Source organism: Moheibacter lacus, assembly GCF_014042165.1.
Taxonomy (GTDB): Bacteria; Bacteroidota; Bacteroidia; order Flavobacteriales; family Weeksellaceae; genus Moheibacter; species Moheibacter lacus.
In genome coordinates, this window is sequence record NZ_JACDZE010000002.1 from 183,207 (window position 1) to 199,625 (window position 16,419).

A 16,419-nucleotide genomic window follows, 5' to 3' on the forward strand; every position below is an offset into this window, starting at 1 on the left:
GATATTATCTAAATCACTAAAAAAAATATTATGTCCAAGAATGTATCAGATGTCTTAGTAGAAATGCTTGTAGAGGCAGGTGTGAAAAGAATTTACGCAGTCACAGGCGACAGCTTGAATCCTGTAAATGACGCAGTTCGAAGAGACGGACGTTTACAATGGGTGCATGTTCGGCATGAAGAAGCAGGTGCTTATGCAGCATCTATGGATGCTGAACTTAATGGAATTGGTTGCTGTATGGGAAGTAGCGGTCCAGGTCACGTACATCTAGTAAATGGTTTATATGATGCCAACCGGTCGGAAAACCCTGTTATCGCCATTGCTTCAACTGCGAATACGGACAAATTAGGGATTGAATATTTTCAGGAAACCAATGTTACCAAACTTTTTGATGACTGTAGCAAGTATTGCTTTATGGCCAATACGCCAGTTCAGGCTTTACATGGTTTTCAATCAGCAATACAAACTGCTATTAGCCAAAAAGGAGTTGCTGTTGTTGGTTTGCCGGGAGATGTTGCGGCTGCGAAAGTTGAAAATATTGATTCGTCCGTAAAAAATTATTATACGACAGGTAAAGCGATCCCATCTAAGCAAGAGTTAGATGAACTAGTGAAAGTTCTGAACGAAAATAAAAAGATCATGCTGTATTGCGGTTACGGTTGCCGTAATGCAGAGGCTGAAGTTCTAAAATTAGCAGAGAAACTTAATGCACCAATCGGATTTAGTTTCAGAGGAAAAATTTTCTTCGATAAAGAAACTAATCCTTATGCAGTTGGGCTTAACGGACTTTTAGGCAACAAATCGGGCTTTGAAGCAATGAATGAAACCGACATATTATTAATGTTGGGAAGCGATTTTCCGTATAGTAATTTTTTACCTGAAGATAACACGATAATTCAAATTGATAATAAACCGGAGCGAATCGGGCGACGTGCAAAAGTTGATTACGGTTATTGTGGTGATATCGGCGAAACAATTAAATCATTACTACCATTACTTCAGAAAAATGAAGATGAAGAATTTTTTAAAAAAATGAGGAAATTGCACGAAAAAGTGGAAAACGATTACCGATCATACGCCAAAGGACGTTCAGCTGAAGCAAAGATACATCCAGAATATGTAGCCAGTGTCATCGATGATTTAGCTACTGATGATGCCATTTTTACAGTTGATACAGGGATGTCAGCAGTTTGGGCTGCAAGATATCTGAAAGGTAAAAAGAACCGTTATCTCACCGGATCTTTTAATCACGGTTCAATGGCGAATGCAATGCCGATGGCAATAGGTGCAGGATTATCGCATCCAGACCGACAAGTGATCGCCCTTTGTGGAGATGGGGGAATTAGTATGCTTTTGGGTGACCTAATGACCATTAGCCAATATAAAATTCCTGCAAAAATCATTGTTTTTAATAACCGATCATTAGGGATGGTAAAGTTAGAAATGCAAGTTGCAGGACTCCCAGATTGGCAAACAGATCTCGAAAATCCAGATTTTGCAAAAGTAGCGGAAGCGATGAATATAAAAGCTTGGAATGTAAAAGAATGTGCAGAAGTAGAATCAGTGATTAAGTTAGCTCTTGAACATGACGGACCAGCACTAGTTAGTATATTTACAGATCCCAATGCTTTGGCAATGCCGCCTCATATAAGTTTTGAACAAGTGAAAGGCTATGCACAAACGCTTTCCAAAATGATGCTTAATGGGAAAAGTGGTGATGTTCTGGATATTATGGATTCGGGAAAGAAATATCTGCGAGAACTTTTTTAATTAAAAAACTGCGAACACTCCCACGATAAGAAGAAATTCCAAGTGGCGCACGCAATAAAATATCAGGATGTTCTGTGAGTAATTCCTGATATTTTTCTTTTGCAGTCATGTGTTGTAAAGAGTGTACTCTTTTTTCCATATTAGCGAGAAGAACGCCCAAAACTCTTCGCGAAAAATTGGCAAGCGCCAAAGAGTTTTCGCACAACTCTTCCAGTTTTGAATAATTGAAATAAGTCACCAAAGAAGACTCGATCGCTTCAATATTGTTATTTCCCGATTCTTTTAGAAAAATGATATCTTTATTGGCAATGAGATTTCCTTCTTTGTAAAAATTGGCCGTTAAATCTTTTCCATTTTCAAAATAAAAGGACCGTAAAAATCCTTTTTCAAATAATAAAGATTTCGATCAACTGTATTTTGAGAGCTCAGAACTTCTCCTTTCGCCAATTGTTTTTCTTGACCAAATTCGTCAATAAACCGAAGAATTTCATCATCAACTCTTATGTATTGGGAAAGCGTTTCGAGAATTTTCAAAATTAGGATTATGCTTTTGCAGGTAGAATTTTCCCTGAAACTTCACCGAAACCAACTCTTTTCCCGTCTTTTTCACACCATCCGCGCATGATAACAGTATCGTGGTCTTCTATGAATTTTCTTTCAGACCCATCTTTTAATTTCAATGGTTTCGTTCCGCTCCAAGTCAACTCCAACATGGATCCAAACGAGTCTTCCGTTTTTCCACTGATTGTTCCACTGGCATACATGTCTCCTACTTCCAGGTTACAACCATTTACGGTATGATGCGCCAATTGCTGCGCCATGTTCCAATACATGTATTTGAAATTTGAAGTACAAATTAAATTTTCTCCGGCAGCATCATTGGCGATGAAAGTCTGAAGGTTGATATCAAAGTTTTTCTTTCCTTCGAATTTCAAATAATCCAAAACTTCCGGCTCTTGCTTTGGTCCTTCCATTCTAAATGGATCCAAAGCTTCCAGTGTCACAACCCAAGGCGAAACTGATGATCCAAAATTTTTAGCCAAAAATGGCCCCAAAGGAACATATTCCCATTTTTGCATATCACGAGCACTCCAATCGTTAAACAAAACCAATCCAAATATATGTTCTTCTGCTTCCGCTGTAGAAACCGACTCTCCTAAATCTGTATAGGAGTTGGTGATAAATGCCACTTCCAATTCGAAGTCCAATCTTTTGGTAGGACCGAAAACCGGAGCGCTCGCATCTGGAGGTAAAGTTTGTCCTTTTGGTCTGTGAATCGGCGTTCCGGAAACGACTATCGAAGAAGCACGTCCATGATAACCTACCGGAAGATGTTTCCAGTTGGGCAACAAAGCGTTTTCCGGATCACGGAACATTTTCCCTACATTGGTCGCATGTTCTATGCTGCTGTAAAAATCGGTATAGTTGGGAACATGAACCGGTAATTGCATGGAAACGTTGTGTATCAAATGAAAAGCTTCTTTTTGCGTTGCTTCATCTTTTGATAATTCAGATCCTTCCAATAATAATTCCTGAATTCTTTCGCGAATGGGAACAGTAACGGATTTTCCAAGTGATATGAATTCATTTAAAGTAAAAGCTTCAAAAATATTTTCACCCAAATCAAATGCCTCAAAATATCCGTTATCATACAAAACAGCTAAATTGATGACGGTACTTCCAATTCTTGTTACACAACCAATTTCATCATCAGCAAAAATGGCAACACCAAATGGAATGTTATGGATAGAAAAGTCAGAATGATCCTCGTACGGAATAAATGATTTCATATTTGTTTGTTTTTTTATGGATTCCAAAATTACAAATTATTATTGTCACCAATCAATTTCTGGTTGTCCTATTGATCGTAAAAATTGATTGGTTTGGGAAAAAGGCTTACTGCCAAAAAAACCATTGTATGCAGACAATGGAGATGGATGAGCCGACTTTAATACAAAATGTTTATCAGCATCGATGATGCTTCCTTTTTTCTGGGCATAAGCCCCCCAAAGAATGAAAACTAAATTTTCTTTTTCATCTGACAACTTTTTGATCACTGCATCTGTAAAAGCTTCCCAACCTTTTTTTTGGTGAGAACCGGCTTGAGAAGCCCGAACCGTTAACATTGCATTGAGAAGAAAAACACCTTGATCTGCCCATCTTTCTAAATTTCCGGAAGAAGAAGGAATTTTCCCTAGGTCAGAGGCTATTTCTTTAAAAATATTTCGCAAACTCGGTGGCAATCGGACTTCATCAGCTACAGAAAAACACAATCCATTGGCTTGGTTAGGTCCATGATAGGGATCTTGTCCTAAAATCACCACTTTTACTTGTTCAAAAGGTGTATGATCAAAAGCCGAAAAAATTTTATTACCAGGTGGAAATACAGATTGCGTTCTGTATTCATTTTTGACAAATTCTACCAATTCTTTAAAATAGATTTTATCAAATTCTTCTTTTAATACTGCTTTCCAACTCGATTCTAAATTCACTTCCATTTTTTCAAACTCGGTTTCCAAATATAAAGTATTTTTGTACCAATGCAGGTATCAGAACAGACTTTAAAAGACTTAGAATTTCCAAAAATATTGGAAAAAATTGCCGAACTGGCTTATAATGAAAGAACAGCTCAGATTTTAACCGAATTAAAACCTTATGAAAATCAAGATCATTTGGTTCAGGATTTAAACGCAACAAACGAATTTCTTTCCAGTTTTCAATCTGGAAACAGAATTCCTTTTTCGGAGTTTTTTTACATGAGTGATTTTTTACCGAGATTGGAAATTGAAAATTATTATTTGAATGCGGAACAGTTTTTCCAAATCAAATCCAATGCACTTCAAATCAAAGAAATAATAAAGTTTTTTGCAAATTTTGAAGAATATTTCCCGACTTTAAATGGATTGGTTACTGAGGTGATTTACGAAAAACAAATCGTCAAAGAAATCGATGGTGTTTTTAATCGACATGGCGAAATAAAAGACGATGCCAGTCCGGAATTGTATGAAATCAGAAAACAAATCAAAATGATTTCTGCTCGTGTAGCTGATTTGTTTAAAAAATCAATCGCATATAATAGTCAATATCTGGATGATATCAAAGAAACAGTTGTGGATGATAAACGTGTTTTGGCTGTGATTTCATCGGTCAGAAAACGAGTAAAAGGTCGATTTTTAGGCACTTCCAAAACTGGTTCGATTTCATTTATAGAACCCGAATCGGTTCAAAAATCCAATCGGGAGTTGGAAGATTTAAAAGAAGAAGAAGGAAAAGAAATCATCAAAATTCTGCGTAATTTGACATCGGTTATTTCTGTCCATAAAGAACTTCTAGAAGATTATGAATCGCTTTTAGAATATTATGATTTCACACAAGCCAAGGCGCAATTTGCATTGAAAATCAATGGCATTCTTCCGGAAATCAAGGGAGATTCTGTCTTAAATTTGGTGGATGCCTATCATCCTTTGTTGTATTTATCCAATTCAGAAAAAAAATTAAATACCATTCCGCAAACTTTAAAATTGGATAAAAATCAACGGATCATCATTATTTCCGGTCCCAATGCCGGTGGAAAAAGTATCACGCTCAAGACCATTGGTCTGAACCAATTGATGATCCAAAGCGGCATTTTGATTCCAGTACACCCCAAATCTGAAATTGGATTTTTTGATAAAATCTTTACAGACATCGGTGACAATCAATCTATAGAAAATCAATTGAGTACTTATAGTTATCGTTTAAAACAAATGTCTTATTTCATTAGAAATGTGGATGAAGGAACTTTATTGTTGGTGGATGAATTTGGAACTGGATCTGATCCGGAGTTGGGAGGTGCACTGGCAGAAGTGTTTTTTGAAGAATTTTATGAACGCAAGGCATTTGGGGTTTTCACCACGCATTACACCAATATCAAAATAGCGGCTGAGAATTTACCGGAAGCGATCAATGCGAGCATGTTGTTTGATGAAAAATCCTTAAATCCTTTGTATAAATTGGAAATCGGACAAGCAGGAAGTTCATTTACATTTGAAGTTGCGGAAAAAAACAAAATCCCATTTCGGTTGATCAATCGTGCCAAAAAGAAAGTGGAACAAGACAAAGTTCGTTTGGACAAAACGATTTTAAAGTTACAACAGGAAAAATTTGAAATTCAAAAAACCAAAAATCAAGTTCAAGAGTTAAAGGAAACTTCTGCCGAACAAAGCAAAGAATTGGAAACGACGCATGAAAAAGTTAGGGAAAAGTTGGTGGATTTTCAATTGTTATATGACAATGAGTTAAAATCTCTTCAAGCCGGAAGAAAAATGAACGATTGGGCAGACGATTATTTAAAATCACGGAATAAAAAGAAGCTCATCGGTGAGTTTTTAAAATGGGTGGAAATGGAGAATTCTAAGAAAACAGATAGTTTGGCTTTAGAAAAAGAAAAGGATAAAATCGTCAAAAAAGAGATTAAAAAAGAATTAAAAAGAAATCAAGAAAACATCATTGTCGAAAAGAAAAAAATAGAAGAGAAAAAAGAAAAAGAAGTCCAAATGTCGATAGACAATCTTAAAGTTGGGGATCGCGTTAAAATCAAAGATAGCAATAGTGTTGCGACAATAGAAAAAATAGAAGGAAAGTCAATTATATTAAATTATGGTCAATTTACGGCAAAAGTTTCTATATTTGATATCCGTAAAATTTAATAAAAATAAAGGGAATGAAAAAAAATATACTTTTTGCTGCCTTGGCGCTTGGTGCGATAGTCAACGCACAAGATAAGGTAAACAAAGAAGAACTGCAAAAAATTGCAGCAGAAGCTCAATTAAAACATGATGAAGCAAAGGTTTATGAAGATACATACATCAAGCCTTACCATAATTTTCCGGAAGAAGTTTCTTATGAAGGAAAAACTTCAAATGGAATTCATGAATATTTATCAATAGACAGTCAGACGCAAATCAATTCGATGAATGTGGATTATCTTCATGATGGAGGTATACCGGGCGTTTCCGTTTCGGGTGAAGGATTTAAAGCCTATATTTGGGATGGCGGTGCTATCAGAACCACACACCAGGATTTTGAAGGAAGAGCGACCAATGAACAGACATCAGGTTCAGGATCGCACTCTACTCCGGTAGCAGGTGTCATCGTGGGGGCAGGGCTTAATCCAGCAGCAAAAGGAATGGCCTATCAAGCCAATGTGGTTGGATACAATTACACCAATAATATTCCGGAAATGATCTATGAATCCAATAATCCTGAGAATGCAAATTATTTGATTTCAAATCATTCCTACGGTTCACTAGCAGGATGGTATTATAGTGGATCAACTTGGTACTGGTATGGATACCCAAATATTTCTCCTACAGAATCAGTATTGTTCGGATTTTATACTTCAACAGATGCTGCTTGGGATAATTTAGCTTATAATGCTCCTCAACATACTATGTTCAAATCATCAGGAAACAACAGAAACGAGGGTCCGGGCACTACTGTTGACCATTATGCTTATGCACCTGATGGATCTTGGGAATTTTACACAGGTGTGAGTCGTCCAAATGATTGTATGACTCAAGGAGGATATGATTGTCTTTCTTTTTCAGGCTCTGTTGCTAAAAACACTATTTTAGTAGGAGCGATTAATCCTCTGGGAGGAAATAACCGTTATGAAGACCCATCAGACGTAGTTGCAACTTCATTTACCAGTTATGGACCGACTGATGATGGAAGAATTAAGCCAGATGTTACCGCGATAGGTGCAGTAGTAATTGCAGCTAGTGGAAGTAGTGATACCCAATATTCCGGAAACAGCGGTACTTCTTTCTCCTCACCAGCTGCTGCAGGCGTTGGACTTTTATTACAACAAATAAAAAATGAAGCCGATGGTGGATATTTGCGTTCTGATATGATGAAAGCATTGTTGACCCACACTGCTTTTGAGTCAGGCTCAGATTTAGGTCCGGATTATAAATTTGGTTTTGGATTAATCAATGCTTTTGGTGCAGCTGAAACTTTGTTAAATGTCAATCAAAATGCTTTTGTCAGTAATTTGTCAATTGACAATGGCGGAACCTATGATGTTGAAGTTGTTGCAAATGGTGATGAACCTTTAAAAGTATCTATTGCATGGTTAGACCCTGCAGGTTCTCCACTTCCTGAATTGACTTTAAATGACAGAACTCCATTACTAGTCAATGACTTGGATGTTCGAGTAACCAATGGAGGAAATACTTATTATCCATGGAAATTGGATCCAGATAACCCTTCTGCAGCTGCAACCCAAGAAGACAATATCGTCGACAATGTTGAACAAGTTTATATCGAATCTCCTGTTGCAGGTCAAACTTATACCGTTACCGTAAGTCATAAAGGAACTCTAACAAACGGATCTCAGAATTTTGCTCTGGTGGTAACAGGAGTAGAATCTCCTTTAGCAACCACTGATTTGGATTTAAACGAAATAATGGCTATTTATCCAAATCCGGTTGTAGATCAATTGAATATTCAATTGAGCAAACAATTGAATCATGCTGAAGTAAAAGTATTTAACCAAATGGGACAAATCGTCTATGGAAATAAATTTGATTCATTAAAGAACAAAGAATCCATCGATTTCAAATCTTTACCGGCTGGAACCTATATGGTTTATATCAAATCTGATGAAGGTGTCATTACGAAAAAAGTAATCAAGAAATAATTCAATTTCTATCCAAACAAAAGCCCGGAAATTCCGGGCTTTTTTTATGAATCTATTTTCTAGCACTGCCATAAGCTATAGCAATGCATTTATTATTAACTACTTAAGCTGAATTTGAAATGAAAACATTAAGATTTAAAGTCAAAATGAATTAATTCGATTTATTAAGGATTATTAAGGAATCAACAAGTTGATATAAGAATAAAAGACTTCAATCATTCATTATCCTTTCAAAGCAATTTGTTTCAATTAATTTCTAATTGAATTTAACTTAGAATATCTAAAATAACTTATACGTAATTCCCCAAAACATGCTGAAATTAATCGGCCCGATATCTTTTCCATACCCCGGAATCACAAGTGGATCCAGTCCTTCTTGCTTTTTACTTCCTGCATAAATTTCTGGTCGGACAGAAACATCTACATAAAAATTACCGATCAACCGAACTCTAGCTCCCGCCAAAATTTCAACCCAATAAGCACTCACATTGGCTTCGGGCAAACTTCCGTATTCGTCCACTTGATTTCCTGAAACCCTGATCGGATACTGATTTACAGTCTGTTTGTATGCAGCATAGGCAAATCGGGCACCTGCATAAAAACCATTAGAAGCATCTTCATAGTCTTGAGAAAGAAAATAATTAAATCCCAACTTAAAATACAAACCATTTACATCAATGTCCCAATCCAATTCATCATAATGGTTCTTTTCAAATCCAACTTCTGCAACCGCATTCCATTTTTTATAGACGTTATAGGAAACCATAGCTTGCCCTCCTTGTTTTTCTGTAAAAAAAGATACGGCCGGATTAAATATATCTACTCCGACAAATAATTTCCCGGCTCTTTTTTGCGGGTTTAACACAGTATCTTCTATGGCTTTTGTTTCCTCAACAACTGTCTCTGCTTCGATAGAAATCGAATCCTCTTGTCCTAAAACCGGAATGATCCCTAAATTAATTGCTAAGGCGAATGTATAAATTGGTAGTCGTTTCATCTTTTAATTCGTTTGATTCACCCGGTTCTATGGCTTGAATGTAATTAAATGTCGTATTGTAACCCAAATTTCCATAAGTCACCCGAAAACCACAAGCTTTTGAAACATATTCAGTTTGGGTCGAATAATTTACAGTAAGTACATCTGGAGTTGAGTTGCTTCTCCTTTTGATTCGGAAAAAAGTTTGGGTTTCATCCAGACCACCCAAAGGCAATTTTATGCTGTCCGTAAAACTTTTTAAATAAATCGTGTCCGCATTTGCAAAATCAGCAGTCACATCTGATTCGATCGTTAACGTATCAGACCGATTTTCCGTATCCAAAGCATTTCTAAAAACAACAGTTAAATAAGGCGTTCCCTCTCCTACACAAACATCATCTTCTTCACAGGAAACTGCAAAAATCATCGGCAAGATTATTCCAAAAACCAAATATCGCTTTTTCATATTTCTAATCAATTCGTTCCAAAAGTACAACATTTTCCACATGATGCGTCTGTGGAAACATATCCACCGGTTGAACTTTTTTGATCTCGTATTTTTCTTTCATCAATTCCAAATCTCGCGCCTGTGTAGCCGAATTACAACTCACATACACCACCCTTTCAGGATGAATTCGTAAAATGGTTTCCACTACATTTTTGTGCATGCCATCACGTGGTGGATCTGTAATGATCACGTCGGGATGACCGTTTTCAGCGATAAATTCGTCCGTAAAAATGTCTTTCATATCACCACAATAAAAAGTACAATTCTCAATTCCGTTTCGCTCCGCATTTTCTTTTGCCGCATCGATGGCTTCCTGAACCGCCTCTACTCCTACTACTTTTTTGGCTTTTTTGGAAACGAATTGCGCGATGGTTCCCGTTCCGGTATACAAATCATATACGACTTCATCTCCTTTTAAATCGGCAAAATCTCTAGTGATTTTATACAATTCATAAGCTTGTTCCGGATTGGTTTGGTAAAAACTTTTAGGACCGATTTTAAACTGCAAATCTTCCATTTCTTCCGTGATAAAATCCTGACCTGTATAATTTTGAATATCCAAATCATAAATAGAATCATTTCCTTTTGGATTAATGGCATACAACAAAGAAACAATCTGCGGAAATTTCAATTTTAAATTCTCCAAAAAAGCTTCACGTTTTTCTTTGTCTTCCTTGAAAAATTGAACCAAAACCATAAATTCCCCTTTCTGTGTAGAACGAATCATCAAGGTGCGTAAAAATCCTTCCTGATTTTTCAAATCATAAAAATCATAACCGTTTTCGTTCGCAAACCGTTTGGCTTCCAATCGTATAGCATTGGATGGTTCTTTTTGCAAATGACAATTTTTGATGTCGAGCACTTTTGACCATTGCCCCGGAATATGGAATCCAAGCGCATTTCGGTCATAGGTTGCTTCTGTATTTCGGATTTCTTCCAGTGTCAACCATCGGGAATTAGAAAAAGTATATTCCAATTTATTTCGGTAATAATAGTCGTGTTCAGAACCCAAAATCGGTGTGATTTCCAAATCTTCAAATTTCCCGATTCGTTTCAGGTTATTTTCTACTTCATCTTGTTTGAATTTCAATTGGGCATCATAACTCAAATTCTGCCATTTGCAACCACCACAAATCCCGAAATGTTCACATTTGGGATTGACACGATAAATTGATTTCTGTAGAATTTCAACTGCTTTCCCTTCAAGATAACTCGATTTCTTTTTGTAAACCGATACGTTGACTACATCACCCGGAACGGCATCCTGAATCAAAACCGTTTTTCCATCATCAGATTTGCCTATGGAAATTCCCTTCGCTCCTGCACGAAGCACTTCTATATTTTCAAGAAAAATTTCTTTACGTTGTTTTCTTCCCATGCCGCAAATTTAAATTTAAATTGTGGAAAGGATCAACTATGATCAGATTAATAATGCAATATTATCCGGCCATAGCCATATAAGCAATACGGAAAATGCTACGGAAATCATGATGAACAATCCCAACCATTTGGCTAATCTTGCTTTTCCTATTACAGAAGCTATCAGGACTTTAAAAATCATATTGGAAATGATGGCAGTCATAATCAGTCTCCAACCTAAATTTATATCCAATCCACTTCGAATTCTTCCAGACAAAGATAGTGTGATAGCATCTTTGTTTGCCAGTCCGCCTATGGCAGAGGCAACATACAATCCTTCATTACCAAATTCCTTTTCTGTAAATGCCACAAATACCATAATTGCAGCATAAATTCCTGCAAAAATAAGCGCACTTTTAAATTGAGCCGGATTTTTGGGTTCTGGTAATTCTTCTTCATTTTTATCCTTGATGATCAAAAAAAAGAATACAACACAAAGCAAAATCATGAAAACAAATAAAACGGCTATGGGCAAAATCACTTCCCATGATTTGTTCTTAACAACCACCATGATTTCAATTGCAACGCGAACCAATGAAATAGTTACTGCCAAGAGAATGACAAAAGCGGCAAGTTTTCCTCCTCCACTACCAGCTTTTGTTTTTCTAGAAAAACTTACGGTTGTCGCTGTACTACTAATTATTCCACCTAAAATACCGCTCGTTACCAATCCCGATTTATTTCCCATCCATTTGTATACAAAATAACCGAACACACTCATCCCAACAATTAAAGCAACCATCATCCAGATGTTTCTTGGATTTAAAACTTCCATTGGACCGAAATTTTCGTCCGGTAAAATCGGCAGAATGATCAAAGTAATGCCTACAAAAGTCATGATAGCCGAGATTTCTTTGTCTTTCAATTTATCGATGAAATCATGAAGACGTTCTTTGGCATACAGCATAACGGCCAGAATTCCTCCGACCATAATCCCAACAACTCTTTCTCCCACAACCAAATAAGCACCAATTGAAAAAACCATTAATGCCGCAATTTCTGTCGTAATTCCAATGGATTTCACTTCTTTACTTTGAATTTTACCCAAATTGGAAATGACCATCAAAATCACAATCCCAAATCCCATCGTAGGAATGATATAAGGATTTTCATAAGCTTCAGAAAGAAATCCACTAAGTGTACCCAGCAAAGTTATAAATGTAAATGTTCTGACTCCAGCCATTCCATTTTTAGTGGACTCTCTCTGTAAACCGACCAAAATTCCTATTCCAAAAGAAATACCCAGCGTAATAATTGGTTCATAATCCATAGTCCATAAATTTCAGATTAATCCGAATTTACACTTTCTCATCGAGAGAATCAATTTCATGTTCAATTTCAATTCAAATAAACCCAAAAAATCTAGTTACTTTAGCCAAATGAAAGCACTAATTATCGTTGACGTTCAGAACGACTTTTTAGAAAATGGAAGTCTAGCAGTACCAAATGGAAACCAAATCATACCGATCATTAACGAAATCCAAAATGATTTTGATTTGATTGTTGTTACTCAGGATTGGCATCCTTCCGACCACAAAAGTTTTGCAAAAGAACATCCGGGGAAAAAAGAATTTGAAACCATCGACTTAAATGGACTGGAACAAGTTCTCTGGCCGGTTCATTGTGTTCAAGGAAGTTTCGGGGCGGAATTTCATCAAGAATTAAACACAAATTCCGTAGAGGCCATTTTCCGAAAAGGAATGGACCCCGAAATCGACAGTTACAGCGGATTTTTTGACAACGGCAAACGGAAAAACACGGGACTATTTGGTTATTTGAAAGACCGAAAGGTTTCGGAAGTATTTGTCTGCGGTTTAGCGGCTGATTTTTGTGTGTATTTTACGGCTCAGGATGCGCTCGATTTAGGTTTTCAAACCACCATTTTAAAAGAAGCAACAAAACCCATCAATGAAGAAAATTGGAAAATTATCCAAAAGAAATTTCAAGAAAATGGAGGAGAAATTATCTAACCCCTCCTATTCTCTTAATATTTTCTCCATCTTTTTGCCTTTAGCGAGTTCGTCGATTAATTTATCCAGATACCGGATTTTCTGCATCAATTCGTCTTCGATTTCCTCTACCCGATAACCGCAAATGACGCCGGTAATTTTGGATACGTTTGGGTTAAGTTGTGGAGCTTCGGCAAAAAAAGTTTCAAAATTGATCTTTTCGTCCAAAATCTTTTGAAGACCTTTTTCATCATAACCGGTCAACCAAAAAATGATTTCGTGGACTTCTTCTTTGGTTCTGCCTTTTTTTTCTGCTTTTGCGATATAATGTGGATAAACACTCGCAAAAGACATTTTAAAAACTCTTGAATTGTCTGACTTCATAACTTAATTTAATACTCACTTGCTTCATTTAAACGCATCAAAGCTGATGAATTCAAATCCAATAAAGGCGCTTGTTTGATTGCTTCCATCTGACTCAAACTCGTCGCACTTACGATCGGTGCCGTTATCGATGGGCGATTTAAAAGCCAAGCTAAAGCTACCACTGCAGCCGTTGTTTTGTATTCAAATGAAATTTCGTCAAGAGCATTTAAAATTCGGATGCCTCTTTCATCCAAATATTTTTGCACGTCTTTTCCTCTTTGACTTTGAGACAAATCGTTTGTTTTTCGGTACTTCCCTGTCAGAAATCCACTTGCGAGCGAATAATAATTCATCACGCTAAGTCCATTTTCTAAGGTAATGGCTTCGAATTTGGTTTCATAATTTTCACGCTCGTAAAGATTGTATTCGGGTTGAAGCGTTTGGTATTTCGGAAGATTGTATTTCTCAGCAATTTCCAAAGATTCAACCAATCTTTCCGGGGAAATATTGGATGCTCCGATCCATCTGATTTTCCCTTCTTTGATCAAATCTTGATAAGCAGATAGCGTTTCTTCAATTGGGGTTTTACCGTCATCATAGTGCGTTTGATACAAATCGATGTAATCCGTTTGCAGTCGCATCAGAGACTTATCCACTTCCTCCATGATGTGCTTTCGGGTGGTGTTGGGATTGTCCATTTGTTTGTTTCGTCCGCCTACTTTTGTGGCGATGACTACTTTATCGCGAATTCTCCTCTTTTTCAACCAATTCCCAATGATTCGTTCCGATTCTCCTCCATCGTTTCCTTTAACCCAATACGAATAATTATTGGCCGTATCAATTAAATTAAAACCAGAACCGACGAATTCGTCTATGATTTCAAATGATTTTTCTTGATCTATGGTCCACCCAAACACATTTCCACCAAAGGCAATGGGTGCAACTTCCAGTTCCGTATTTCCTAATCTTCTTTTTTGCATTTCAATTTGATTTGAATACTAAATTAATAAAGTAATGGGAATCCCAACAGGAAATTTATCAGTAATTGATTTCAATTATTTAGAACAAATCCTTGCACCAATTTTCCCACCTAACCAAGCCATCGGAATATAAGCCACTACCAAATCCAAGACGATGAACCAAGCCGGAGCGGGAATCATAAAACAAGCTGCTATTCCTCCGATTAAAAATAAAACACCAATCGCCAAAGCAAATTTCATTTTGTGCGTCGCTGCAATTCCGGCCGCTACAATTGCCCCAACCAAAGTTCCAACAGCATGCGCTAGAAATGGAAAAATAAAATATTCCCCGCCCAAAGTATGCAAAGCATTGGCCAAGCCTTCCATGTCGTTGGGATCGATTCCGGGAATCAGCATGACTTTGTGGCCAAGCATCACGATGCCCATATTGACCGCTCCGCCGATGAACCAACCTAAAATTACAGCTAATATGTTTCTGATAATTGGATGCATAGTTTTAAGATTTAGAATTAAAAAAGTAAATCTAAATTTTTTATTTCAAACTTTTCATATCAATTACGAAACGGTATTTCACGTCGCTTTTCAACATTCTTTCGTAGGCGTCATTGATGTTTTGGATATCGATCATTTCGATTTCCGAAACGATATTTTTCTCACCACAGAAATCCAATAATTCTTGGGTTTCCGCAATTCCGCCAATCACAGAAGCGGCCACAGCACGTCTTCCCAAAATCATCGGAACCGTATTCAACAAAGATTTCACTTGACCTAAATAACCCACCAAAACCAATGTTCCATCTATCGCCAATGTAGAAATGTACGGATTCAAATCATGGTCATAAGGAACGGTATCAATGATCAAATCGAATTTCCCCATCGAAGATTTCATCTGATTTTCATCAGTGGAAATGATCACTTCATCACAACCCAAATCTTTTGCATCTTGCTCTTTGGAAGGCGTTCTGGAAAACAAAGAAACCTGTGCTCCCAAACCTTTTGCGAGTTTTATCGCCATGTGACCGAGTCCGCCCAAACCAACAACCGCAACTTTGCTTCCTTCTTTCACATTCCAATGACGAAGCGGTGACCAAGTCGTAATTCCCGCACAAAGAACCGGCGCAACTGCCGCCAAATCTAAATTTTCCGGCACACTCAAAACGAAATGTTCATCGACCACCACTTTTTCGGAATAACCTCCGTAGGTTCGGGAATTCAAATGTTTGTCAGGCGAATTGTACGTTCCCGTCATTCCGTTCAAACAATATTGTTCCAAATCCTTTTCGCAAGAACTGCAAGTTCGGCAAGAATCAACCATACAACCGACCGCAACGGTATCGCCAACTTTATGTTTGGTGACTTCAGAACCGATTGCCGTTACTTTTCCGACAATTTCGTGACCGGGAACAATGGGATATTGCGAACCGCCCCAATCGTTTCTCGCCGTATGCAAATCAGAATGGCAAACGCCACAATACAAAATATCGATTTCTACATCCTTGGGTTGAACTTCTCTTCGTTCAATCATCATTTCGATTAAATCCGCATCCTGAGCTTCTGTTCCAAATGCTTTAACTTTTGTTGTATTCATTTTTATTTGATTAAGTTCATTTCTTGAAGCCAATTTACGACTTCTTTTTGCACATCTGTTTCTTTCTAGCTTGGCAAAGAAAATTACTTTTCTTTTGAAGTAATTTAAAATTTAAATCAATAAGGAAATGAGGATAAAAATTTAAATGTAGGAAAATCGATTAATTCTCAAAAGATTCAAC

At 37.0% G+C, this 16,419-nt stretch carries 16 protein-coding genes; 4 read left to right on the top strand and 12 right to left on the bottom strand.

The window, feature by feature from the left end; genetic code table 11:
- Positions 1 to 30: 30 nt before the first annotated feature.
- Entirely contained in the window at positions 31 to 1,770 is a 1,740-nt protein-coding gene (locus HU137_RS08995) for a thiamine pyrophosphate-dependent enzyme (RefSeq protein ID WP_182043511.1), read from the top strand.
- Here the strand turns inward: HU137_RS08995 and HU137_RS09000 are convergent.
- The 4 genes from HU137_RS09000 to HU137_RS09015 form a co-directional block, all read right to left on the bottom strand.
- Positions 1,730 to 1,975: a hypothetical protein gene (locus HU137_RS09000; protein WP_182043512.1), complete on the bottom strand. Its 246-nt coding sequence runs from the start codon at positions 1,973 to 1,975 to the stop codon at positions 1,730 to 1,732. The two genes, HU137_RS08995 and HU137_RS09000, sit on opposite strands and share 41 nt — an antisense overlap.
- A 134-nt stretch (positions 1,976 to 2,109) precedes the next feature.
- Entirely contained in the window at positions 2,110 to 2,304 is a 195-nt protein-coding gene (locus HU137_RS09005; protein ID WP_182043513.1) for a hypothetical protein, read from the bottom strand.
- 8 nt (positions 2,305 to 2,312) lie between these two features.
- Positions 2,313 to 3,560, bottom strand: a complete 1,248-nt coding sequence (gene fahA, locus HU137_RS09010; RefSeq protein WP_182043514.1) for a fumarylacetoacetase — start codon at positions 3,558 to 3,560, stop codon at positions 2,313 to 2,315.
- 45 nt (positions 3,561 to 3,605) lie between these two features.
- A complete protein-coding gene (locus HU137_RS09015) occupies positions 3,606 to 4,268 on the bottom strand; it encodes a uracil-DNA glycosylase (RefSeq protein ID WP_182043515.1) in 663 nt (220 codons plus the stop codon).
- Positions 4,269 to 4,310: 42 nt separating this feature from the next.
- On the opposite strand from HU137_RS09015, the gene HU137_RS09020 reads away from it, so the two are divergent.
- Positions 4,311 to 6,458 carry an endonuclease MutS2 gene (locus HU137_RS09020; RefSeq protein WP_182043516.1) on the top strand — a complete coding sequence of 716 codons (2,148 nt, stop codon included), beginning with the start codon at positions 4,311 to 4,313 and terminating at the stop codon, positions 6,456 to 6,458.
- A 14-nt stretch (positions 6,459 to 6,472) separates the two neighbouring features.
- Positions 6,473 to 8,452, top strand: coding sequence for a S8/S53 family peptidase (locus tag HU137_RS09025; protein ID WP_182043517.1), 1,980 nt, complete (start codon positions 6,473 to 6,475; stop codon positions 8,450 to 8,452).
- A gap of 280 nt (positions 8,453 to 8,732) precedes the next feature.
- Here the strand turns inward: HU137_RS09025 and HU137_RS09030 are convergent, their stop codons facing one another.
- From HU137_RS09030 to HU137_RS09045, 4 genes are read right to left on the bottom strand one after another with little or no spacing between them, the layout of a single operon-like run.
- Entirely contained in the window at positions 8,733 to 9,449 is a 717-nt protein-coding gene (locus HU137_RS09030) for a DUF6048 family protein (protein WP_182043518.1), read from the bottom strand.
- Positions 9,409 to 9,894, bottom strand: a complete 486-nt coding sequence (locus HU137_RS09035) for a DUF6452 family protein (protein ID WP_182043519.1) — start codon at positions 9,892 to 9,894, stop codon at positions 9,409 to 9,411. The genes HU137_RS09030 and HU137_RS09035 overlap by 41 nt, the downstream gene beginning before the upstream one ends.
- Positions 9,895 to 9,898: 4 nt before the next feature.
- The gene (rlmD, locus tag HU137_RS09040) at positions 9,899 to 11,314 is read right to left on the bottom strand and encodes a 23S rRNA (uracil(1939)-C(5))-methyltransferase RlmD (protein WP_182043520.1); all 1,416 of its coding nucleotides are present in this window, start codon (positions 11,312 to 11,314) and stop codon (positions 9,899 to 9,901) included.
- Between the two features lie 42 nt (positions 11,315 to 11,356).
- Positions 11,357 to 12,625: an MgtC/SapB family protein gene (locus HU137_RS09045; protein WP_182043521.1), complete on the bottom strand. Its 1,269-nt coding sequence runs from the start codon at positions 12,623 to 12,625 to the stop codon at positions 11,357 to 11,359.
- A gap of 109 nt (positions 12,626 to 12,734) precedes the next feature.
- On the opposite strand from HU137_RS09045, the gene pncA reads away from it, so the two are divergent.
- Positions 12,735 to 13,325: a bifunctional nicotinamidase/pyrazinamidase gene (gene pncA / locus HU137_RS09050; RefSeq protein ID WP_182043522.1), complete on the top strand. Its 591-nt coding sequence runs from the start codon at positions 12,735 to 12,737 to the stop codon at positions 13,323 to 13,325.
- 6 nt (positions 13,326 to 13,331) lie between these two features.
- Here the strand turns inward: pncA and HU137_RS09055 are convergent, their stop codons facing one another.
- The 4 genes from HU137_RS09055 to HU137_RS09070 form a co-directional block, all read right to left on the bottom strand.
- On the bottom strand, positions 13,332 to 13,688 hold the full coding sequence (locus HU137_RS09055; protein WP_182043523.1) for a DUF2200 domain-containing protein: 357 nt from the start codon (positions 13,686 to 13,688) through the stop codon (positions 13,332 to 13,334).
- A gap of 8 nt (positions 13,689 to 13,696) precedes the next feature.
- A complete protein-coding gene (locus HU137_RS09060; RefSeq protein WP_182043524.1) occupies positions 13,697 to 14,650 on the bottom strand; it encodes an aldo/keto reductase in 954 nt (317 codons plus the stop codon).
- Between the two features lie 75 nt (positions 14,651 to 14,725).
- Positions 14,726 to 15,142 (bottom strand): hypothetical protein, encoded by a 417-nt coding sequence (locus tag HU137_RS09065; protein WP_182043525.1) that lies wholly within the window; start codon positions 15,140 to 15,142, stop codon positions 14,726 to 14,728.
- A 40-nt stretch (positions 15,143 to 15,182) separates the two neighbouring features.
- On the bottom strand, positions 15,183 to 16,238 hold the full coding sequence (locus HU137_RS09070) for an NAD(P)-dependent alcohol dehydrogenase (RefSeq protein WP_182043526.1): 1,056 nt from the start codon (positions 16,236 to 16,238) through the stop codon (positions 15,183 to 15,185).
- Positions 16,239 to 16,419: the final 181 nt, after the last annotated feature.

What these genes read in the sequence shown, in the direction of transcription:
- HU137_RS08995 (WP_182043511.1), top strand. Translation starts at nt 31, where the DNA reads ATGTCCAAGAATGTATCAGATGTCTTAGTAGAAATGCTTGTAGAGGCA.
- fahA (WP_182043514.1), bottom strand. Translation starts at nt 3,560, where the DNA reads ATGAAATCATTTATTCCGTACGAGGATCATTCTGACTTTTCTATCCAT.
- HU137_RS09015 (WP_182043515.1), bottom strand. Translation starts at nt 4,268, where the DNA reads ATGGAAGTGAATTTAGAATCGAGTTGGAAAGCAGTATTAAAAGAAGAA.
- HU137_RS09020 (WP_182043516.1), top strand. Translation starts at nt 4,311, where the DNA reads ATGCAGGTATCAGAACAGACTTTAAAAGACTTAGAATTTCCAAAAATA.
- HU137_RS09025 (WP_182043517.1), top strand. Translation starts at nt 6,473, where the DNA reads ATGAAAAAAAATATACTTTTTGCTGCCTTGGCGCTTGGTGCGATAGTC.
- HU137_RS09030 (WP_182043518.1), bottom strand. Translation starts at nt 9,449, where the DNA reads ATGAAACGACTACCAATTTATACATTCGCCTTAGCAATTAATTTAGGG.
- HU137_RS09035 (WP_182043519.1), bottom strand. Translation starts at nt 9,894, where the DNA reads ATGAAAAAGCGATATTTGGTTTTTGGAATAATCTTGCCGATGATTTTT.
- rlmD (WP_182043520.1), bottom strand. Translation starts at nt 11,314, where the DNA reads ATGGGAAGAAAACAACGTAAAGAAATTTTTCTTGAAAATATAGAAGTG.
- HU137_RS09045 (WP_182043521.1), bottom strand. Translation starts at nt 12,625, where the DNA reads ATGGATTATGAACCAATTATTACGCTGGGTATTTCTTTTGGAATAGGA.
- pncA (WP_182043522.1), top strand. Translation starts at nt 12,735, where the DNA reads ATGAAAGCACTAATTATCGTTGACGTTCAGAACGACTTTTTAGAAAAT.
- HU137_RS09055 (WP_182043523.1), bottom strand. Translation starts at nt 13,688, where the DNA reads ATGAAGTCAGACAATTCAAGAGTTTTTAAAATGTCTTTTGCGAGTGTT.
- HU137_RS09060 (WP_182043524.1), bottom strand. Translation starts at nt 14,650, where the DNA reads ATGCAAAAAAGAAGATTAGGAAATACGGAACTGGAAGTTGCACCCATT.
- HU137_RS09065 (WP_182043525.1), bottom strand. Translation starts at nt 15,142, where the DNA reads ATGCATCCAATTATCAGAAACATATTAGCTGTAATTTTAGGTTGGTTC.
- HU137_RS09070 (WP_182043526.1), bottom strand. Translation starts at nt 16,238, where the DNA reads ATGAATACAACAAAAGTTAAAGCATTTGGAACAGAAGCTCAGGATGCG.